Raw genomic sequence first — 20,092 nt, forward strand, 5'->3', positions numbered from 1 at the left:
GCAAGTGTGGCCTTCAGCTGGGCATCGCCTCTGACCAGCGGCGAATCAGCGCCGAACGACTGTGAGGAAGATCACAGCAACCATCAAGCTTTGAGGGCGGCCACGTGTCATCTAAGACGGACCCGGCGGGCCGATCAAGATCATTCGGAGCGGAAAGATCGCGGCCTGCGGCCGGCTTGCTCGGTGGCGGATGTGGCCCATGGGTCTAGAGCGGACGCCGCCTCTGGGGCGCGAGGGATGTCAGCGCACATGACGTCCCTTCCTGGGCCTGGCTTTCGGGGAATTCCGCCGACGGTCGCTGACAGGTAACGCGGTGCTCCGCTTTCTCGCGCTGAAATGCGGGGGCAGGCTCCCATAGAGATGGTCGCCAGGAGGGCCGATTGAGCGATGCGGGCGGTCGCTGGTTTTCGTGCGCCGTTTGCGTCGTCGGTGTCGTGGGGATGTCTTGCGGAGTTCGGGCCGGGTGGAAGCCGGGCCGGCGCGGTGCCCGCGTGGGCTCCGGCCGGAGGCCGCTGAGTCGGGCGCGGTGGCCGGGCGGATCGACGGGCGCGTGAATCTGTAGGACCGGCACTCTTGGTGAGTGGATGGCTCCAGGAACCGGCGGGTGCGGCGTGGAGCTAGTGATGGAGTGGTTGCTGGAAACAACATTCATCTGCGTGGGCGGCCCCGCGATCAGGCGCCGAAACAGCGTCGAAAGGTGGGGCGGGCGGCGCCGAAAGCCGCTATGCGGCAAGCAGCATTGCCAACACCGCGGTGTCTGGATCGCTGATGGGGTCGATGCCCACCCGGCTCACCACCGATGTGACGGTGCCGTCCGACTCGGCCTCTACCCACGCGGCTCGATGTTCCAAACCCAAATGCGGCAATCCGGGCAGCAGCAGGCAACCCGACGCCGCGCCAAGACATTCCGGCAATGTTGGATTGGTCTCCGACGGCGGGTGGAGCATGAGTAGCGCCGGCGGTTGATGCTCCGCGAAACGCCCAGGGGTGACAGCTGATTCACCGATAACGGTGCCTTCGGCGATCACCAGTCCGACCATCCCTGGTGCGGGATCGTCGGGCAGATCTTCGCGGGCGCCAAAAATCGTTGTGGTGGAAAGCAATCCAGGCAAGGTGGCGATGCGTACCGTCACGATGAGCAGTTGCATCCACTCCTTGGTGGAATCTGGCCAGCGGCCGCACACCACGAACCCTCTGAGCGATCCGCCCGCGTGAAAGGGCGCGATCTCGATCGGCTGATCGGAACTGGTCGCCATATCTGCCACGCTCACAATCACTCTGACATCACTACCAGTATTGCGCGACGCTGCTGATTCCAGAATTACCATGCGCGGGACCACCCCGCAATCGCTAGCGGACACGCCGAAAACACACTTGGGCCCCGGATTCGTAACGAACCCGGGGCCCAAATGAAACAGTGAGATCAGCCGAAGATCAGACCCGACGTCTTGGTGGTCGCCGCGGTGTAGCGGTCCTGCACGTCGGCCCAGTTGACCACGTTCCAGAACGCCTTCACGTAGTCGGCCTTGACGTTCTTGTACTGCAGGTAGAAGGCGTGCTCCCACATGTCGACCTGGAGCAGCGGGATGATGCCCAGGGGAACGTTGGCCTGCTGGTCGTACAGCTGGAAGGTCAGCAGCTTCTGTCCGAGGCTGTCGTAGCCGAGCACTGCCCAGCCCGATCCCTGCAGGCCATTGGCGGCGGCGGTGAACTGCGCCTGGAACTTGTCGAACGAACCGAACTGATCGTCGATGGCAGCGGCCAGATCGCCGGTGGGCTTGTCGCCACCGTTGGGGGACAGGTTCTTCCACCAGATCGAGTGGTTCACGTGGCCGCCGAGGTGGAACGCGAGGTTCTTCTCGTTGAGGAAGATTGCCGCGTGGTCGCCCTTCTCGCGAGCCTCTTCCAGCTTGGCCACTGCGGAATTGACGCCCGCCACGTAGGCCGCGTGGTGCTTACTGTGGTGTAGCTCGTTGATCTGTCCCGAGATGTGGGGCTCCAGCGCTCCATAGTCGTAGTCCAAATCGGGCAGTGTGTACTCAGCCACGAGATTCCTTTCCGCTTGCGTCGTAATCGCTCGTATCTGCGTTATGTGCAGATCCATCCAACAGAAGGCACGGTCCAACCTGTTCCCACCGGAGTGCCGGCCTACAGATTCAACCCTGCTCTATTGCGCTCTGGGCCGCAAGGACTGGGGCAGGGCGCGCGGGTTCCCGAGGGGATTACTGAACACTCGAGGCGGGGCAGGCAGACCGAGGACGGGGGTCAGACCAGGATGAGAAATGCGAGGCCGGCCGCCAAGATCAGGGCGATGATCAACGCGCGGAATGCCGCGACGCGGTACGAGGTGTTGTAGCAGCGAGGCGTCAACTGCCAGCCGGAAGTGGACATCGGATCGTGTCCTGCCGACTGTGCTGTCATCGCTGCCCTCCTGCCGCTCTGAGCAAGTACCTGCACGGTGAGATGAGTCACAGCACCTCTCGTGTGACGGTCATCATAGCTCCAAATCGCGGTGCGCGAAAATTCACCCAGCGTGTACCTGGAAACCGCAGCTAGACCAGCAAATTGGAACCCCCTGGCGGCGTACCATCGAATGCATGGCTTCTTGGGTGGATAACGTTCGCGATCAGATCTTGGGCCGACTCGAAGACGGCCTCGCGCCGGGAAAGTCGGCAATCGTCGCAGAGGACGCGGCGCTACCGGGCCGTGCCACGCCCATACGGATATCCGGCACGCATTTCGTCAACGGGCACGCGATCGTGCCGCCCTTCCCCGAAGGGCTCGAGATCGCGGTGTTCGGTGAGGGGTGTTTCTGGGGCGCCGAGCGTGGCTTCTGGAAGCTGCCCGGCGTCTATTCCACCGCGGTCGGGTACGCCGGCGGGTACACGCCCAACCCGACCTATGAAGAGGTGTGCTCGGGGCGGACCGGGCATGCGGAGGTTGTGCTCGCGGTGTTCGATCCCCGTGAAGTGACCTACGGGCAGCTGCTGGTGCATTTTTGGGAGAGTCATGACCCGACTCAGGGCATGCGGCAGGGCAATGACCGCGGAACCCAATATCGCTCGGTGATCTACACGACCAGCGAGGGTCAAGCGTCCGAAGCTGCCGAAAGTGCCGAAAGGTATGAAGCCGCCCTGGCGGACGCCGGATACGGAGCGATCACGACCGAGATCGCGGCACTGGACGGCCCCGTCGGGCACGCTTCGCGGCGCTTCTTCTATGCCGAGGAGTATCACCAGCAGTACCTGGCCAAGAACCCGAATGGGTACTGCGGCCTCGGCGGGACATCGGTTTCCTGCCCTATAGGCCTGGATGTGCCGCCCGGTTCGGCACCGGCGTGAGCTATCCCACGGGCACGGCAGTGAATTCGCTAACTCTGCACAGGCAGTGCTACGGTTCCCCGTCGCGAACTCCGCTGAACCTGCCCGTGGAGTCCTGGCCAGCGCAAATGCAAATGAGCAAGCTGTGGTTTGTGGATCAACCTGTGGATAGTGTGGATAAGCCGACATTGCTGTGGCGTGCGTCACACTGTGAAAAGTTGCGGGAGCCACGACAGTCATATCGATCGAGCGACAGGAATGGACGATGAGTTTCCCTTCGGGCGATGAGGTTCCACAGGTCGGCATCGACGAGATTTCCGCCGCGCTGGATCTTGGTGTCAAGTTGCTTGACGTTCGTGAGGACGACGAGTGGGCGGCCGGCCACATCGAGGGCGCGCAACATATACCGCTCGGGGATGTGCCCTCCCGGATGGACGAGTTGGACCCCGATGCGCCGCTGTGGGTGATCTGCCACGCAGGTGGGCGTTCTCAGCGCGCCGCCGCATACCTGAACCGCAACGGTTTCGATGTCAGCAACGTCTCTGGAGGCATGCTGGCCTGGGTTCAGGCAGGTAAACCCACTATCAGCTGAGCTCGGGGCGACGGGCCTCCGTAGCCGCGGCCATTGTCGTACTCGCTGCAGGTTGCGCCCCCAGGCCGTTACGCTGGACGAATGATCCAGGTGTGCTCCCGCTGCGGAACCCAGTGGAACGTGCGCGAGCAGCGCCGATACTGGTGCCCGCGGTGTCGGGGCACGCTGCTTGAGCCGGGTATGACGGCCCCCCCGCGGCCGGCCGGGCCTACGCCGCGCCCGCCCGCCGGGACCCCGCCGCCGGCTGGAAAGTATTGGGTTCCGCCCGCGCAACCGGGTTCCGTGGCAACGTCTGCGGGACGCCCGCAGGCTCGTCCCACCCGGCTTCCGGCGGGATACCGATGGATTGCCGTGCGCCCCGGTTCGCCGCCGTCACCGACCCGCCGACGGCGCCCGTTGGGACCCACACCGCGTTACGCCTACATCCCCCGCTGGGGTCTGGTCGACCACATCGAGCCGGCCGGATCGTCACGCCAAGGGATAGCCGGGGGTGGTGTCCCCAGCCGGGTGCTGGAAAGGCTCCTGCTGGGGACAATCATCACCCTGGCAATCACCGCGTGTGCGCATTTTCTTCGATATGCGTTGATGGTTTATAACCGCGGCGCGCTGATCCCGCGGTTTGTCGCCAGCGTGTCGAACGGGCTAGTCCTCGTGAGCGTGGCGCTCGCTTGCGCGGTGCTGGTGGCCACCGCGTGGTTCCTGACCGAATGGATGATCGCGCGGCGGGCAGATACTTACCGAGAACTGGGGTTCCACGATCCCCGCGGGGTGTGGGAGATCCGCGTGCTGTGCCTGCTGCCGATCGCGAACATCGTGGGCATCCCGCTGCTCCTGCTGGAACTCGCCAAGATCGAGAACCGCTGGTATCGGCAGTACCGGAACATTGTGTGGTGGTCGGCGCTGTGGGCCGCGACATGGCTGCTGGTGCTGGTGACCTGGGTGGCCCGCGATTCGGTGACGGTGCAGGGAGTCGCTGACAACGCGTTGTTCACCGCCATCGACTACGCGGTCGCGGCGGTCGCGGCCTGGTCGCTTCGCCGGGTGTACGAGGGCTTCACGGTGCCCGAAGGACATCACCGCGCGGTGCGTTGGCTGGCGGTGGAATCGCCCCAAGGTCCGGTGCCCCTTGACGCCGATCGCCCGGATGTTCCGCCGACACGTGAGAACAATTCCGGCGCTGCGGTTGAACCAGTGGGCCCGGAACCGGCAGCATTGGAGCGTGACCGAGTCGCCGGAGCCTGGTGATGATGAGGCCCATGCACGGGGAGCCGACGACATAGACGGCAGAGGCGAACGCCACCCGTTCGTCGTCGCACATCGGGGCGCCTCGGCGGCCCGGCCCGAGCACACCCTCGCCGCCTACGAGCTCGCCCTGGAAGAAGGCGCGGACGGCGTCGAATGCGATGTCCGGCTCACCCGGGACGGCCAATTGGTCTGCGTGCACGACCGCAGAGTGGATCGCACCTCCAACGGGACCGGCCTGGTGAGTGAGATGACGTTGAGTCAGCTGCGCGCACTGGATTTCGGCAGCTGGCATCCCGGCGGTACAGAAGTTGAGTCGGGTACCGGGCTGCTGACGCTGGAGGAATTGGTCTCACTGGTACTGGACTGGAACCGTCCGGTGAAGTTGTTCATCGAAACCAAGCATCCCGTCCGCTATGGGTCGTTGGTCGAGAACAAGGTGCTCGCGCTGCTGCATCGCTTCGGAATCGCCGCACCGGCCTCGGCCGACATGTCGCGTGCGGTCGTGATGTCGTTCTCGGCCGCCGCGGTGTGGCGTATCCGCCGGGCGGCGCCCATGCTTCCGACGGTGCTGCTCGGCGAGACCTCCCGGTATCTCGGCGGCAGCGCCGCCACCACGGTGGGCGCCACTGCGGTGGGGCCCTCTATCGCGACCCTGCGTGAACACCCCGAGCTGGTGGACAGGGCGGCGGCACAGGGACGGGCGACATACTGCTGGACCGTCGACCACTACGAGGATGTTGAGTTCTGCCGGAGCATCGGCGTCGCCTGGATTGCCACCAACCACCCAGGACGGACCAAATCGTGGCTGCAGCGGGGGCTTACCGGCACCACGTTGTAGCCGGATTTCGTCTAAAACGCCAGGGCCGTAGCTCTTTCCGTGTTGTGTCCTAGTCCAGGTAGGTGACCGGCAGGGTCGCGGTGAGGAACCTGCGCGCGTCGAACTCGTCTACATAGGGTGCCAGCGCGCCGTTCGTCCGCAAACCGTAGCGGTCCGCGAGTTCACGTCCGGTAGTGGTTTGCGCCAGCCAGCCGTGCCCCGATAGCCATTCGCTGGACCGGGTGCGCTCTTCATAGCCACGCGTCAGCTCCGAAGCATTGAACGCCTCGGCGGCAAGGGCGTCGCGAACGTCCGCCCAGGACTGTCCCGAGGGAGAGATTCCGTCGGTGTCCGTCGCGATGGTGCTGCCCAGCGCGGACATTTCGATGATCCGCTCAAAGAGTGCGTCATGACTGGGGCCGGGCAGGTGAGAGATGAGTGCCTCGGCCAGCCAGGCGGTGGGCAGATCGGGGTCGAAACCGGCCGCGGTCAGGTCGGACTGCCACGGCCCGCTCAAGAAGGTGGCGACCTGCCGTCGTGCGGTGCGCGGTATCGCCCCCACCGACTTGAGCACACTGGCCTTGAACTCAAGTAATTCCGGGTAGTCGATCTCGAAGACCGTGACGCCGGCCGGCCAATCCAACCGGTAGGCGCGCGTGTCCAGTCCGCCGGCCAGGAGCACTACCTGGGTGGCTCCGGATTGGGCCGCGGCCAGCAGTGCGTCGTCGTAATGGCGTGTCATCACCGCCCGGCATCGGGCGAGAAAGAGAGCGCGCTCGGTGGCCGCGGCGGTAGGCGGATGTGCCCGCGCTGTCTGCAACAGCGCCAGTGCGTACGGATCATCGGACTTCAGCACCAAGCGTTCCGCGAAGGTGTCGACGAACAGCGGTTCGGCCCGGTCTGACTCGATCGCACGGGAAGCAGTCAGCGTCAGTTGAATTTGCCTACCGCGGAACAATGCCTGCACCGCCTTTCGCCGCGTCGTCACCGTGCGATGTTCCCTGGATCCCGATCAAAGATTATCGGAAAGCAACTAAGCAAACGGGTGGGTTGACGGCCGGAAATACGAGATGTCCCCCACCCCGGCGATGAAACGAGGTGGGGGACATCTTGTTGGGTGCTTAGAGCGCGCCGCCCGCTGCCGGTGGTGCGGTCGGGTCGCTTGAATCAACCGAGATCTCGCGTGCCACGAACTCTTCGAGGTCGAAGTAGTTGTCGCCGGCCCGCTCCGCGACGGTGAGCAGCGTGTCCATGAGCGCGACCTCTTCGACCTGTTCCTTGAGGAACCACTGCATGAACTGCTCACCGATGTAGTCGCCCTCGTCCCGCGCGGTGCGCGCGAGTTCGGTGACCTGCTCGGTGACGGTCTGCTCCTGGGCCAGCGCCAGCGCCAGCGGCTCGCGCGGCGCCGTGAAACCGTTGGTCACCGCACCCACCGGAGGGATCTCGACGGAGACGTTCCTGTCGATGAGGTACCGCACGATCATCATGGCGTGGTTGCGTTCTTCGACCGCCTGCTTGTAGAAGTGTGCGGCGAGCTGGGGAAGGTCGGCATCATCGAAATACGCGCCAATTGCAATGTATTGCTGAGACGCGGTGAACTCGTGGCCGATCTGGTCGTGGAGGAGCGCGTTGAATTTCGTCTTGGGAGTATCGGTCGCGGACATGAATTCGACAATAGGCCAGGTCAGGGCCATTGTCACCCAAGGTGAACCTTAATGAGGTTACCTTCACCTAAGTAATTGGTGGATATTAGGCAAGTAAATTGGCCTATTGTTAACTTAGCCAAAGTTAATGAATGCGCATTGGTGATGAGGAATCACCGTGCGCACAATTGTTTAGAGCGCGCCCCCGGCCGCCGTCGGCGCCGTCGGATCCTGGCCGGTGCGGCGATTGAGCTCACGCTCCACGAAGTTCTCCAGGTCGAACAGGTCGTGATCGGCGCGGTCCACCACCGTCAAGAGCGTATCCATGGTGGCCACCTCCTCCACCTGTTCCTTGAGGAACCACTGCATGAACTGCTCGCCGTAATAGTCGCCCGAGGAGCGCGCCGCCCGGGCGAGCTCGGTGATCTGGTCGGTGACACGTTTTTCTTGATCGAGGGCAAGGGCGATGGGCTCGCGTGCGTCGGCGAACTCAGTGATCACGGGATCGACCCCGGGGATCGTGACTGTCACTTTTTTGTCGATGAGGTATCGGATGATCATCATGGCGTGATTGCGTTCCTCGACTGCCTGCGCATAAAACTTTTTGGCCAGCTGCGGCAGGTCGGCATCGTCGTAATACACCGCGATCGCGATGTATTGCTGAGACGCGGTGAACTCGTTGCCGATTTGATCGTGCAACAGTGCCAGGAACGGCGAGGATGGGCGCGCATGCGGATCGGTGGTAGCCACACCGAAAACCCTAGTAGGTCAGGGAGTCGGTGTGGCCGGGTCGGGCAAGAGGTCTGCGGGAACTTGTTGGCCGGTGCGCAGGGCGTCGAAAAGGCGGGCCGAGGCGTCCTGGTCCCAGGTGACGATGTCGCCCGCCCAGTTCGACGAGAACGAACCGATGGGGATCGTCAGATTCTGTACCGAACCCGCTAGCGCCCAGCCCAATTGAGCCAGATTCCAGCTGTGATCGCCCTCGGCGATAGTGATCGCGTCGGCGGTCGAGGTGGCAAGCGGATACCACCGGAACGGATTGGCCCACACCGCAGGACTGCTCATCCGGTGAAACAGTGCGGCCATGAAGGCGCGCTGATGCGTCATCCGATCCAGATCGGCGCGGGGTGTGGCCCGGCTGCGTACGTACCCAAGTGCGTTGGGCCCGTTGAGAATTTGGCAGCCTGGGGCTAGGTCGACGCCGGCCAGGGGATCGTCGATAGCCTCGTCGAGGCACAGCGAGACGCCACCGATCGCATCGACTACGGAGGCGAATCCGCTGAATCCGATTTCCGCGTAGTGGTCTATGCGCAGGCCGGTGGCCTGTTCCACGGTCTGGGTGAGCAGCGCCGCACCCCCGAGGGAAAACGCGGCATTGAGTTTGTTGCTGCCGTTCTCGGGGATGGGGAGGTACGAGTCGCGGGGGAGCGAGATCATGGTGGCCGCCCCGCCGTCGTAGAACGCGGGTATGTGTACCAACAGGATGGTGTCGGTGCGGCCGTCACCGATGTCTCCCCCGGTGGTCAGCTCGGCCTCCTGCGCCGGGGTCAGGCCCTGACGGCTATCGGAACCGACTAACAGCCAGTTGGTTCCGCTGCCCGGTGCGGGACGGTCCGGGTAGTCGTTCACCGCGTTGACGTGGTGTAACCGTCCGTCGAGCCAGAATGCCGTGCCGATGACGGTGCAGAATCCGAGCAGTAGGACGGTCAGGGCCAGCGCGAAGGCGCGCCGTATCCAGGTTCCCCACCGCCGCTTGCGCGGCGGACGTGTGGGGGGTGGGGGAGCCGGCGGCGGGGCAGCAGTGCGCCGCGATCGTGGCTCGCGCGCTACCGGCCGTGCCGGCGGTGGTTGCCTGCGTGGTGGTGGCGGCGGTGGACCGGGCCTGGGCGGTGGATTCACCGGAGGTGGCGGTGCCGGTTGGGGACGGCGCCGGATGACCTGGCTGTCCTCCCGGCGGTCGGGGCGCCGACCGCGGAAGGGAATGGTGGGCTCGGTCATCGGGGGTGTCCCATGAGATGAGGCTAATGGAGCCAGCCCAGGTGATCCCGGAGCAACGCGAACCCGACGAATGCCACCGTATCTATCACGCCATGGGCGACGACCAGGGGCCATAGCCGTCCGGTGCGGTGCCATACGTATCCGAAGAGCAGGCCCATCACGAGGTTCCCGACACCCGCCGAGACACCTTGATACAGGTGATAGCAACCACGTAGCAGTGCCGAGGACGCGATGGCGGCCGTCGCGCCGTAACCGAGTTGGCGCAGACGCGTCTGCAGATACGCGACGACCACCACCTCCTCGGCCCATCCGTTTGCGAATGCGGACAGCACCAATACGGGCACCCGCCACCAGGTGTCATCGAGCGAGGCGGGAATGACCTGGACGCTCATGCCCATCCAGCGCGCACCGACGTACAAGGCCAGACCCGGCAGTCCGACGAGTGCTGCCAGGCCCAGCGCGCCCAGGCCGTCGGTCCGCCAGCGCCAGCGGCCGAGTCCGATCGAGGACGGGCTGTATCCGCTGCGCCACAGCAGATACACCGCAAGCGCACCCCACGCCACCAGTCGGGTGATGGACACCAGGTTCAGCCCCAGGTCAATCAGACCGAGCTCGGCGCGGCGCGGATTGAGGGCGACGGTCTGGTTCGCCAGTCCGGTCAGGACGGCCGAAGTGAACTGCAGGATGGCGCTGAGAGCACTCATCCCGAAGCTGATGGCGAGCACGATCCCGATCTCGATGCGGATTGTGCGCGCTGACATGTCGGATTCCGCCACGGCGCTCATTCTGGCTGGTATTGGTGGAAGAGTGTCCGATGTGGTGAGCACTCTGCGCTATGTGGCATCGCCCGATGGGGTGCGGCTGAGCCTGACGGTGTCGGGGGAAGGGCCGCCGTTGGTGATGGTGCACGGCGCGATGGATTCCGGTGCGAGCTGGTCCGATGTGGCCACCGAACTCCGGCAGGACTTCACCTGCTTTCTTGTCGACCGGCGCGGCCACGGTGCCAGTGGCGACACGCAGGAGCACAGCCTGGCACGCGAGGCAGATGATGTGATCGCGGTAGCTGCTGAGGCCGGCCCGGATGCGGTGATAGTCGGACACTCGTTCGGCGCTGTGGTGGTGCTTGAGGCGTTGCGTCGCGGACTCGATGTGGCAGCCGTGGTGCTGTACGAGCCGCCGCTCCCGGTCTCGGATGCTGTGGCTGCCGCGAATCGGCAGGGGAGTGCGGCGATCCGCGCGCGTTCGGCAACCGTGTCGCGGGAGTTTGAGGCGTTGGATCGTTGTGCGGAGCTGCTGGTCGAGTACACCCGGTCGGTGGTCCCGATGCTGCTACTTGAGGGGACGAATTCGCCGCTGCAGTTTCGCGAGCCGGTCGGGTACCTGGCTCGGCGCGTTCCTGGGGTGCGAGTGAAAGAGCTTGTCGGACAAGATCATTTCGCACACCGCGAGGCCCCCGTGATGTTCGCCCGGATGCTCCGGGAGTTCTTCCTGAGTTAGATCTTGCGGGCGCGCAGCCCGTTGAGGAACGGGCAGCCGGCCAGGATGCGCAGCGCCTGGCTGAGCCCGGCGGTGTCGTTGACGGGCTCTTGGAACGGCAGCCGCACATCATGGTCGCTCTCGGCGCCCTCCACGCGTAGCTGGATGCCATAGCGGTCGATGCCGAGCAGGCGCACCTCACCGTGTTGCAGGTTCAGCGGTAGACGGCGCGCCAATCGTTCGACCAGATCGCGGTGATCGTGGTCGATATGCGACAGCCATCCGGCCTCGAGCGCACAGAAGGGGTCGGGCCGCGCGCCGAGCAGCGCCGAGACGTCCACGGACTCGGCTCCGGTGGAATCGGCGACGACAACGGACTCCACGGTCAGGCACAGCAGGATCGAGCCGGGCTCGGTGCGCAGCCGCATATCGGTGCGGATGTCCAGTAGTGCGGGATTGGGTATGCGGCTGGCGATGATGTCGACGATGGCACGGGCCTCCCGATCGGAGGCGGCCACGACATTGCCGCGCACCCAGACCAGTGATCTGACCGGCTCGCGCAGCGGGAGGGGTGCCTGGTCCGTGAGTTCCAGCAGCGCGGGCATGCCGGACGAGCCGGCCGCGACGACCGTCGCCGCGATGGCGCTATTGGAGGGGACCGCGACGACGAAGGTGCCGTCATCGAACAAGTGGTGCAGTGAGGTGCCGACCACATCGGCTCCGGCGATGGCGAGGGTGGAGCTCGCGGCTCGCGCGCATGCCGAACGCACGCGCTCGGCGGTGGTGGGCGGTGCTGCGGTCATGGCGGTCCTCTTCCTGGCGACTAGCGAACTGAGGTAAGCCTAAGTTAACAACGAGCGGTGGAGAGTGCAAGGGACACCTGTCCCATCGCCTGTGTCGGGGGTTCGCCCGGCGGCCGAGCGCCTAAGGTTTGAAGTGTGCAGCGCATCACTTATCTGGGGCCGGAAGGCACATTCTCTGAGGCCGCGCTGATCAAGCTGCGCACGACAGGACGCATTCCCGGTACACCCGAGGTGGAGCCGGTGTCGGTGACCAGTGCGCGAGAGGCGTTGGTGCAGGTCCAGACCGGTGGCGCCACCTATGCCTGTGTACCGATCGAGAGCTCGCTGGAGGGCCCGGTGGTCCCGACGCTGGACACCTTGGCTGTGGGTGCGCCGCTGCAGATTTTCGCCGAAACCGTGTTGCCGGTGTCCTTCACTATCGCGGTACGCCCGGGCACCTCCGCCGCAGAGGTGAAGACCGTCGCAGGCTTTCCGATTGCCGCCGCGCAGGTTCGCGAGTGGCTCGCCGCCAACCTGCCGAACGCCGAGTTGGTCGCGGCGAACTCGAACGCGGCAGCCGCCGAGGATGTGAAAGCCGAGCGGGCCGACGCCGGCGTGTGCACCGAATGGGCAGCGCAACGGTTGGGACTGGATGCGCTCGCCAGCGGGGTGGTGGACGAAGCTCACGCGCACACACGCTTTGTGCTGGTGGGGCAACCGGCCCCGCCACCGCCGGCCACCGGCGCGGATCGCACCTCGGTAGTGCTGGGACTCGGAAATGTGCCTGGTGCCCTGGCCGCGGCCATGAACGAGTTCGCGATACGCGATATCGACCTGACGCGCATTGAGTCCCGGCCGACCCGCACCGGGTTGGGTACTTATCGGTTCTTCCTGGACTGTGTGGGTCATATCGACGACATCGCCGTCGGCGAGGCACTCAAGGGCCTGCATCGTCGTTGTGAAGATGTGCGGTATTTGGGATCGTGGCCACGAGGGACCACGGCAGCCTCCGGATCTAACCCGCCGGTGCTGGATGAGGCGTCCGGGTGGCTCGTCGAGACACGAGAAGGGACGCTGCGATGAGTGGGCGGCTTGTCTTGGTCCGGCATGGACAGTCCTACGGCAATGTTGAACGGCGGCTGGACACGAAACCGCCCGGCGCGGCGCTGACCGAACTCGGATTGCAGCAGGCGCGGTTGTTCGCCAGACGCTATGAGGAGCATGCGCCCGCGGTGCTGGTGCACTCGGTGGCGGTGCGTGCCGTGCAGACCGCGGCAGGGATCGCCGAACACCTAGGTGTGCAAGCCGAAGAGGCCGATGGTCTGCATGAGGTACAGGCCGGAGAGTTGGAGGACCACACCGATCTGGAGTCGTTCGCGATCTTCGACCGGACTTATGAGCGTTGGCATTTCGGTGATCTCGAGGCGCGAATGCCTGGCGGCGAATCGGCGCAGGACGTGTTTGACAGGTACCTGCCCGCGATCGCGGATCTGCGGCTACGGCACTTGGAGAACGATGCTTCGACCGGTGATGTGGTGATCGTGAGTCATGGCGCGGCGATACGTTTGGTGGCCGCCACCCTTGCCGGCGTGGATCCGGGCTTCGCGGTGAATCGCCACCTGCGTAATGCGGAAGCCGTTGTGCTGGCGCCGATTACGGATGGCCGGTGGAGTTGCGTGCATTGGGGAGATGCGGTGGCGCCCTTCCCGCATCAAGAAGCTGCCAGCGCTGAAGAGCTCGCGCAGTCGGCAGATCCGATGGGCTAGACCGCCAGCTGGATCTGACTCTCACAGTCACATTGCGCGGCAACACAATCGATCACGAGGCTGTGCCGTAAGAGATACTGTCCGTCGCAGTCCCGGTCCGTGCACTCGGCATGGCGCGCGGAATGCACGATCAGAGTGCCGTGGCAGTGGTCGATATCGCGGATGCAATCACGGCAGGCCACACCGCAGCTGATGGCATGCCGCCAGTCCGGTGCTTTCTTCACATAACTGTTGTAACACCGGATGCCGACAAGTCGGCGCAACCACGCGGGCCTTGCCGCTACTCGAGGCCGAGGCTCTTGAGCGCGTGTGTCATCCGCTGCGGCGTCGCGGGGGTCAGGGTCGCCCACAGTGCTCCGTCGCTGGACGTGCTGGGGGTGGCCATGATGCGCCCAAATGCGGTGTCGTACACGGCAACTCCACCCGGAGCACGGTCCGTGATGCCGTCAGTTCGCCGGATGGCGGTGATCTCTGTCATCGCGCCGCGGCGTGCCATGGCCTTCGCGACGGTTACCGCGTCGGCCTTGGTTGCGCCGAGGGCCATGAGCTGCCGGGCCATGTCGGCCGGTTCGGAGTTGAGTGCCAGCGCCAACTGCTCGGCGGGTGCGTTGATCGACCCGAACTTCAGCGGAGTGGCATCACCGAGGTAACGCCACAACTCGGCACCGAGCGAGCCGGTCACCGATCGCATGGCGACACCTTCGCCGTCGTTGACCAGCAGCACGTACGCCTCGCCGTGCTCGACCAAGCACAGGCGCAGCATCTGCGATCCTGCCCAGCGACGCACCGCCACCTGGCCGGTGGCCTTACTTGCCGAGGTCAACATGTCACGCAGGGTCGGGTGAAGGTCCTCACCCTTGAGCAGGTTGCGTTCCTTGAGCCGGGTGCGGGCGCTTTCCAGCGCGTCTCGGTGTTCGGCTTCGTCTTCGTGGCGGGGACCCGCGGCCAGTACCACCGGCAAGAGGTCATTGCCGGTGATCTCGCGAGTCAGCTCCAGTTCGTCGAAGTCCAGGCGGACGGTCACAGCTCCGCGCTCGCGCCGAGAACCGGAGGCGCAACCGCTCCCTTGGAGCCACCACGCTCGAAGAGCTTTGAGGCATCCACGTTTTCGAAGTCGGCTACCTTGTCGCTGCCCGACTTGCTGGTAAGGATGTCCGGCAGTTCGACAGGCTTGCTCTCATCGCCCATGAAGACGCCGGTGGCGCCGATGGCGGTGAGATCCTTGCCGTCCTCGTCTTCGTCCTTCTTGTTGACGCTGCCGCCAACCTTGATGCCCTTACCGGCAGAAGCGGCCAGCGCGCCACCGGCCATCATGCCGGCCATGGGCGCACCCATACCGGCCATACCCATCCCGGAACCGCCGGCGGCGGCCGTGTTGCCAGTCATCGAGATGGCCGCCGCGCGGGCGCTTTGCACACCGGGCACCGAGTCGGGGCTCAGCGGGCTCGGGCCCATCTCCGACAGGCCGGCGCCGGCCGCGCTGACACCGGTGTTGCCGCTGTTGGCTTCCGACTTCTCTTCGGGGTACTTGATGATCTCGGGGGCTGGCGGGAACTCGACGACCTTGGACGCGGGCTCGCTGGCCGACTCGTAGGTCTCCATGGCCTTGGCTGCCTGCAGGTCCAGGCCCTGCTCCATGCCTTCGGTGGTTGCGTGCAGGCCGAAAAGCGCTCCACCCGCCGACAGTGCCTCGGCCTTGGCCTTCTCCAGCTGGGCCAGGTCGTTGATGTGCGGCATGTCGAGAACCGCGGTGCCGTACGACTCGGCGTAGGTGTTGGCGGTATCGCTGACCTCCTGGGTCAGTCCGGCCATCTTGTCCAGCCAGTCGGTGAACGGGTTCAGCTTGGTCAGCGCCTCTTCGGCGCGTGGACCGCGGTACCCCTCCATGAGCTTCTCGCCCACCCGAAGGCTGTTCTCGTGCACGTCGGCGAACGCGGCACTGATCTCCTGCCAGGCCAGCGCGCTATCGACGACATGCGTCGGGCCTGCGCCGGTGGTCAGGTCAAGGGCCAGCTTCTTCGCCTTGCGGGCCACCCAGTTGACGCCTGTGAATCCGGTCATGATCTATTCCCCCACAGCGTTGATACGAGAGGCGTTGTGGTGCTCGATGTCCACGAACGCCTGCGAGTTACGCCGGAATGCTTCGGCGATGCGCTTGAGCTGCTCGATGCCGTCCTTGGCAACTTTCTCAAAGTTCTCGTTGGTCTTCGCCGAGGCGTGGGCCACCGCGGTGGACACCTCGTCGCGGCCCGCCGAACCGAACTTGGCGGTTTCGAGCTGCTTGTCGAGAGCTTCCTGCAGTCGCTGCGCCATCGCGTCGTACTCGACGGCGGCATCCTTCATCGCATCCGGATCGACCTGCAGAACAGTCCCCGGCTGGTTAGCCAGGTCCCAGCGGATCTCCTCACGCTGGGCGGGCGCCGGTACGTCAGCCATCTTCTGTCCCCTTTCCCCCACTTGTCTCGCGTCGTCCTAAGGGCAGTTTTGCCCTTTCACTAGAGATGGACGGCGGATCCCTCTATTTGGTTCCATCATTCTCCAAGATTTTTGGATTTTTTTCCAGCAAACCTCAGCCGCACCTTTAGCCCCAGCCCAGCTGGTGTAAACGGTCGTCGTCGATACCAAAATGGTGGGCGATCTCGTGGATCACTGTGATCGTGACCTCATTGATCACCTGATGTTCGCTGGAACACATTTCTAGCAACGGCTCGCGATAGATCGTGATGGTGTCCGGCAGCGCCCCCGCATAGAAGCTGTCGCGCTCTGTCAGCGCGATCCCCTCGTACAGGCCGAGTAGCTCGGCATCCTCCGGGTGACGGTCCTGGACCAGCACCACCACGTTGTCGATGGCGGCGGCGAGCTTTGGCGGTATCGCATCGAGAGCGTCGGAAACGAGCTCTTCGAACCGTTGCTCGCTCATCTGTACGGGCATCAGGAGGCGCCCGGCGCGGCTAGGCCGGCCCGGGCGGCGGTGCCCCCGCGGGCGCCTGTCCCGGAGGCGGTCCCTCCATCGGTGGTCCCTCCATAGGCGGACCGTCCATCGGCGGACCAGGCTGCGGTGGCGGCCCGGCACCAGGAGGCAGCGTCGTCACGATGGTGATGCCCGGCGGGTTACTGGGGTTGGGCACACCCGATGAAGTCGGCGGAGCAGAAGTCCGCGTCGGCTGCTGCGTCGTCGTCTGCTGGGTGGGCTGCTGAGTCCGCGTCGGCTGCTGCGTATACGTGGGCTGCTGGGTGTAGGTGGGTTGCTGAGTCTGAGTCGGCTGCTGGGTCGGAGCCGGGGTGGACGTCAGCGGGATCGGCGTCATGTTCAGCCGGTCGGCCGGGATGTCCGGCGGCGGCACCGGCGGTTGGCCGTTGATCAGCAGTTGGCCGCTCTTGGCGCTGTTGACCAGCGTCGACCAGGCGCCATTGCCCAAGGTGGAGCCGATATTGCAACTGACCTGACGGCTGCCCGCGGTCCAGCTGGGCAGGGTGATCGTGTTGTAGGACAGCGTCAACGTGGTGGCGCGGAATCCGTCGGGATTGCCCATATATTCGTTGGTCAACCGAGTGCAGTTGTCCTTGATGAACCCGTCCTGATCAGGTTCGGGAGGAACCGAGCCCGGGAACTGTTCGGCCAGGCTCACTGTTCCGGTGATCTCCATGGCATGTGCCTTGTCGCAGTCCACGGGAAGTTCGGTGGGCAGGTTGGTCGTCGAATCGATGCCCAGGCAGGTGCCCACGGGCCAGACCTTCGACTGATCTTGCTCGGCAACCTTGCCGCGGAACAGCTGCTGCTGGTTATCGGCACCGGGAAGCTGCAATCCGCACAGTACGCGACGTTCGCCCGCCTCGGTCCAGCCCTTTTCTCCCGGCCACAGCATGCCCATGGTGAACCGGCTGTTGGGGTCATAGCGGTCACCCAGGTAACGGTTGATGGCCACCTGGCACTGTTCCTGGCTGATTTCCTGAATGCGTCCGACGGTGGGCGGCCGTGAGTTGGGACCGTATTCGGTGCCCGGGAAGGTGCGCAGGTCAATGGACTCGGCGATCTCGAAACGATGATCGTTCGCGCAGTCGACGATGTTGACGTCATTGGTGGAGGCGGGGGCGGGCCAGTTGAGGCATTCCCCGGCTTTCGCCGAGTTGAAGGTGCTGTTGCCCGGGGCGCCGGTGCTGGGCACCGGGTTGGCGTCGATCTTATTGACCAGACGGTCCGCGGAGGTCCAGCCGTCGGGCAGCGCCTGGGTGATCCCCGCGATGAACAATCCGCCGAAGGTGACCAAGAGCAGCGCGCGGTGTGTGGAACGTTCCTTGAGCCCTTCTTTCAGACCGTTCCACCAGTGCGGTTTGTCGGATTGCGGGGCTTCAACCTGGGATGCGGCGTCGGCTGGCGTGTCGGAATCCGCGGATTCGGGGTGCTCAAGGATTTCTGTCGGCGGCGCCTCGGCTGAGTCGACGGATTCGGTGCCGGTCTCGGCGGAGTCCGCAGCTTCCTGGGGTTCTTCGGGTGGCGTGGCAGAGTCCGGCGACTCGGCGGGGGAGTCTCCGGCGGTGTCGGTGCCCAGCTCGTCGTTGGTGGGCTCTTCCGGGGTGGAGTCGTCCCGCTCGACCTTCGGCGTGGGTTCGGCTTCGTCACTCATATTGCAGTCATTGTTACAGGTGACGCTGCGGGTTAGCCGAGCGATGCTGCTCGCATGCGCCGCTAGATTGAACACTGTGACAACGATGGAACCTGACCGTGACAACCCTGACGACCAGGCGGGGGAAGCCGAGCATCAGGCCCGCGTTGCCGAGCAGGTCGCGGCGCTCGCTCACGAACTGTTCGATATGGCGCGGGAGGGCAACGCCTCGACCCTGGCGGCGTATCTCGACGCGGGCGCGCCGGTGGATCTCACCAACGAAGCCGGTGACACCCTCGTCATGCTGGCCGCGTACCACGGGAACACCTCGACCGTGCGTTCGTTGATCGCGCGCGGAGCCGACGTCAACAGAGCCAACGACAAGGGACAGACGCCGCTGGCCGGAGCGGTCTTCAAGGGCTCCGACGACATCGTCCAGATCCTGGTGAACGCGGGCGCCGATCCGGCCGCCGGAACACCGTCGGCGCTCGACGCGGCACGGATCTTCGGTAAGGACGAGTACCTGAGCCTGTTCGGTGCCTAATGGGTTGGCCGGGCTTTCCGGCTCCCACGTAATGTTCAGCAGGTGATCGACCTCAAATTCCTGCGCGAAAACCCCGACGCGGTGCGTACCTCCCAGCGTCTGCGGGGCGAGGATCCGGCACTTGTTGAGGTGCTGCTCGACGCCGATACGGCACGACGGGCGGCGATATCGACCGCCGATACGTTGCGTGCCGAGCAGAAGGCGGCGAGTAAGAAGGTCGGTCAGGCATCGCCCGAGGAGCGACCGGCGCTCTTGGCGGCCGCTTCGGAGCTCGCCGCACAAGTCAAGGCGGCCGAGGCCGAGCAGGTGGTCACCGAGGCCGCGTTCACCGCGGCGCACAAGGCGATCAGCAATGTGGTGATCGACGGCGTGCCCGCGGGTGGCGAGCAGGATTTTGCCCTCCGTGAATTGGTGGGTGAGCCGAAACCCATTGAAAACCCCAGAGACCACGTGGAATTGGGAGAGTCGCTGGGCCTGTTCGATATGGAGCGCGGCGCCAAGGTCTCCGGGGCGCGGTTCTACTTCCTCACCGGGTACGGCGCGTTGCTGCAATTGGGCTTGCTGCAGCTGGCGGTGCAGACCGCGGTGGCCAACGGCTTCACCCTGCTGATTCCGCCGGTGCTGGTCAAACCCGAAATCATGGGTGGCACAGGATTTTTGGGCGCCCACGCCGACGAGGTGTATCACCTCGAGGAGGATGATCTGTACCTGGTGGGTACCTCCGAGGTGCCGATCGCGGGATACCACTCCGGCGAGATCTTGGACCTGAGCGATGGGCCGCTGCGTTACGCGGGATGGTCCAGCTGCTTTCGCCGCGAGGCCGGCAGCTACGGCAAGGACACCCGCGGCATCATCCGGGTGCACCAGTTCGACAAGGTGGAGGCCTTCGTCTATTGCAAGCCCGAGGACGCGGAGAGCGAGCACGACAAGATCCTGGGGTGGGAGCGGCAGATGCTTGCCCACATCGACGTGCCCTACCGCGTGATCGATGTTGCGGCAGGTGATTTGGGTTCATCGGCGGCACGTAAGTTCGACTGTGAGGCCTGGGTTCCGACGCAGCAGGCCTACCGTGAGCTGACCTCCACCTCGAACTGCACCACCTTCCAGGCGCGGCGGCTGGCGGTGCGCTACCGCGATGAGAATGGCAAGCCGCAGACCGCGGCCACCCTGAACGGCACCCTTGCCACCACGAGGTGGCTGGTGGCGATCCTGGAGAACCACCAACAGCCCGATGGCAGCGTCCGGGTGCCCGCGGCGTTGGTGCCCTTCGTCGGGACCGAGGTGTTGGAGCCCAAATGACCA

The 20,092-nt window shown here is 64.9% G+C and carries 24 protein-coding genes; 9 read left to right on the plus strand and 15 right to left on the minus strand.

The features are described 5' to 3' along the window. Nucleotides 1-722 precede the first annotated feature (722 nt). The 3 genes from ABG82_RS00880 to ABG82_RS28500 form a co-directional block, all read right to left on the minus strand. A complete protein-coding gene (locus ABG82_RS00880) occupies nucleotides 723-1,256 on the minus strand; it encodes a hypothetical protein (protein WP_043077435.1) in 534 nt (177 codons plus the stop codon). A gap of 167 nt (nucleotides 1,257-1,423) precedes the next feature. After that, nucleotides 1,424-2,047, minus strand: coding sequence for a superoxide dismutase (locus ABG82_RS00885; RefSeq protein ID WP_030096167.1), 624 nt, complete (start codon nucleotides 2,045-2,047; stop codon nucleotides 1,424-1,426). Nucleotides 2,048-2,265: 218 nt separating this feature from the next. Then, the gene (locus ABG82_RS28500; protein ID WP_078343392.1) at nucleotides 2,266-2,421 is read right to left on the minus strand and encodes a hypothetical protein; all 156 of its coding nucleotides are present in this window, start codon (nucleotides 2,419-2,421) and stop codon (nucleotides 2,266-2,268) included. A gap of 188 nt (nucleotides 2,422-2,609) precedes the next feature. Between ABG82_RS28500 and msrA the strand changes: the two genes are divergently transcribed. The 4 genes from msrA to ABG82_RS00905 all read left to right on the plus strand — a co-directional run bounded on the left by msrA (nucleotide 2,610) and on the right by ABG82_RS00905 (nucleotide 5,995). Then, complete coding sequence (gene msrA, locus ABG82_RS00890) at nucleotides 2,610-3,341, plus strand: peptide-methionine (S)-S-oxide reductase MsrA (protein WP_043077434.1); 732 nt, start codon at nucleotides 2,610-2,612, stop codon at nucleotides 3,339-3,341. 244 nt (nucleotides 3,342-3,585) lie between these two features. Next, the gene (locus ABG82_RS00895; RefSeq protein ID WP_043077433.1) at nucleotides 3,586-3,912 is read left to right on the plus strand and encodes a rhodanese-like domain-containing protein; all 327 of its coding nucleotides are present in this window, start codon (nucleotides 3,586-3,588) and stop codon (nucleotides 3,910-3,912) included. Between the two features lie 282 nt (nucleotides 3,913-4,194). Then, nucleotides 4,195-5,157 carry a DUF4328 domain-containing protein gene (locus ABG82_RS28765; RefSeq protein ID WP_234708006.1) on the plus strand — a complete coding sequence of 321 codons (963 nt, stop codon included), beginning with the start codon at nucleotides 4,195-4,197 and terminating at the stop codon, nucleotides 5,155-5,157. Then, on the plus strand, nucleotides 5,132-5,995 hold the full coding sequence (locus tag ABG82_RS00905; RefSeq protein ID WP_078343389.1) for a glycerophosphodiester phosphodiesterase: 864 nt from the start codon (nucleotides 5,132-5,134) through the stop codon (nucleotides 5,993-5,995). The genes ABG82_RS28765 and ABG82_RS00905 overlap by 26 nt, the downstream gene beginning before the upstream one ends. A gap of 49 nt (nucleotides 5,996-6,044) precedes the next feature. Here the strand turns inward: ABG82_RS00905 and ABG82_RS00910 are convergent, their stop codons facing one another. The 5 genes from ABG82_RS00910 to ABG82_RS00930 form a co-directional block, all read right to left on the minus strand. Next, nucleotides 6,045-6,962, minus strand: a complete 918-nt coding sequence (locus tag ABG82_RS00910) for an SAM-dependent methyltransferase (protein ID WP_043077432.1) — start codon at nucleotides 6,960-6,962, stop codon at nucleotides 6,045-6,047. A 133-nt stretch (nucleotides 6,963-7,095) separates the two neighbouring features. Further along, complete coding sequence (locus ABG82_RS00915) at nucleotides 7,096-7,641, minus strand: ferritin (RefSeq protein WP_043077506.1); 546 nt, start codon at nucleotides 7,639-7,641, stop codon at nucleotides 7,096-7,098. A gap of 171 nt (nucleotides 7,642-7,812) precedes the next feature. Further along, entirely contained in the window at nucleotides 7,813-8,370 is a 558-nt protein-coding gene (locus ABG82_RS00920; protein WP_043077431.1) for a ferritin, read from the minus strand. 18 nt (nucleotides 8,371-8,388) lie between these two features. Then, nucleotides 8,389-9,330: an LCP family protein gene (locus tag ABG82_RS00925; protein WP_043077505.1), complete on the minus strand. Its 942-nt coding sequence runs from the start codon at nucleotides 9,328-9,330 to the stop codon at nucleotides 8,389-8,391. 311 nt (nucleotides 9,331-9,641) lie between these two features. Next, the gene (locus tag ABG82_RS00930) at nucleotides 9,642-10,403 is read right to left on the minus strand and encodes a CPBP family intramembrane glutamic endopeptidase (RefSeq protein ID WP_043077430.1); all 762 of its coding nucleotides are present in this window, start codon (nucleotides 10,401-10,403) and stop codon (nucleotides 9,642-9,644) included. Nucleotides 10,404-10,425: 22 nt separating this feature from the next. On the opposite strand from ABG82_RS00930, the gene ABG82_RS00935 reads away from it, so the two are divergent. Further along, nucleotides 10,426-11,115, plus strand: coding sequence for an alpha/beta fold hydrolase (locus tag ABG82_RS00935; RefSeq protein ID WP_043077429.1), 690 nt, complete (start codon nucleotides 10,426-10,428; stop codon nucleotides 11,113-11,115). Here the strand turns inward: ABG82_RS00935 and ABG82_RS00940 are convergent. Further along, nucleotides 11,112-11,897, minus strand: coding sequence for a DUF2470 domain-containing protein (locus tag ABG82_RS00940; RefSeq protein WP_043077428.1), 786 nt, complete (start codon nucleotides 11,895-11,897; stop codon nucleotides 11,112-11,114). The two genes, ABG82_RS00935 and ABG82_RS00940, sit on opposite strands and share 4 nt — an antisense overlap. 135 nt (nucleotides 11,898-12,032) lie before the next feature. Between ABG82_RS00940 and pheA the strand changes: the two genes are divergently transcribed. Further along, the gene (gene pheA / locus ABG82_RS00945; protein WP_043077427.1) at nucleotides 12,033-12,959 is read left to right on the plus strand and encodes a prephenate dehydratase; all 927 of its coding nucleotides are present in this window, start codon (nucleotides 12,033-12,035) and stop codon (nucleotides 12,957-12,959) included. Continuing rightward, complete coding sequence (locus tag ABG82_RS00950; RefSeq protein WP_043077426.1) at nucleotides 12,956-13,642, plus strand: histidine phosphatase family protein; 687 nt, start codon at nucleotides 12,956-12,958, stop codon at nucleotides 13,640-13,642. Before pheA ends, ABG82_RS00950 begins: the two co-directional genes overlap by 4 nt. On the opposite strand, the gene ABG82_RS00955 is transcribed toward ABG82_RS00950, so the two are convergent. The 6 genes from ABG82_RS00955 to ABG82_RS00980 form a co-directional block, all read right to left on the minus strand. Further along, complete coding sequence (locus ABG82_RS00955) at nucleotides 13,639-13,866, minus strand: hypothetical protein (protein WP_043077425.1); 228 nt, start codon at nucleotides 13,864-13,866, stop codon at nucleotides 13,639-13,641. The genes ABG82_RS00950 and ABG82_RS00955 overlap by 4 nt on opposite strands. A 56-nt stretch (nucleotides 13,867-13,922) precedes the next feature. Further along, on the minus strand, nucleotides 13,923-14,666 hold the full coding sequence (locus ABG82_RS00960) for an ESX secretion-associated protein EspG (protein WP_043077424.1): 744 nt from the start codon (nucleotides 14,664-14,666) through the stop codon (nucleotides 13,923-13,925). Beyond that, the gene (locus ABG82_RS00965; RefSeq protein ID WP_043077423.1) at nucleotides 14,663-15,703 is read right to left on the minus strand and encodes a PPE domain-containing protein; all 1,041 of its coding nucleotides are present in this window, start codon (nucleotides 15,701-15,703) and stop codon (nucleotides 14,663-14,665) included. Before ABG82_RS00965 ends, ABG82_RS00960 begins: the two co-directional genes overlap by 4 nt. 3 nt (nucleotides 15,704-15,706) lie before the next feature. Further along, nucleotides 15,707-16,078 carry a PE family protein gene (locus ABG82_RS00970; protein WP_043077422.1) on the minus strand — a complete coding sequence of 124 codons (372 nt, stop codon included), beginning with the start codon at nucleotides 16,076-16,078 and terminating at the stop codon, nucleotides 15,707-15,709. A 145-nt stretch (nucleotides 16,079-16,223) separates the two neighbouring features. Further along, nucleotides 16,224-16,574 (minus strand): metallopeptidase family protein, encoded by a 351-nt coding sequence (locus ABG82_RS00975; RefSeq protein ID WP_043077421.1) that lies wholly within the window; start codon nucleotides 16,572-16,574, stop codon nucleotides 16,224-16,226. 19 nt (nucleotides 16,575-16,593) lie between these two features. Next, nucleotides 16,594-18,267 (minus strand): septum formation family protein, encoded by a 1,674-nt coding sequence (locus tag ABG82_RS00980; RefSeq protein WP_043077420.1) that lies wholly within the window; start codon nucleotides 18,265-18,267, stop codon nucleotides 16,594-16,596. A gap of 85 nt (nucleotides 18,268-18,352) precedes the next feature. On the opposite strand from ABG82_RS00980, the gene ABG82_RS00985 reads away from it, so the two are divergent. Both ABG82_RS00985 and serS read left to right on the plus strand, forming a co-directional pair. Further along, nucleotides 18,353-18,790, plus strand: a complete 438-nt coding sequence (locus ABG82_RS00985) for an ankyrin repeat domain-containing protein (protein ID WP_043077419.1) — start codon at nucleotides 18,353-18,355, stop codon at nucleotides 18,788-18,790. Between the two features lie 42 nt (nucleotides 18,791-18,832). Beyond that, entirely contained in the window at nucleotides 18,833-20,089 is a 1,257-nt protein-coding gene (gene serS, locus ABG82_RS00990) for a serine--tRNA ligase (RefSeq protein ID WP_043077418.1), read from the plus strand. Nucleotides 20,090-20,092 lie beyond the last annotated feature (3 nt).

Origin of the sequence: Mycobacteroides immunogenum (assembly GCF_001605725.1) — a bacterium.
In the GTDB taxonomy this organism is placed as follows: domain Bacteria; phylum Actinomycetota; class Actinomycetes; order Mycobacteriales; family Mycobacteriaceae; genus Mycobacterium; species Mycobacterium immunogenum.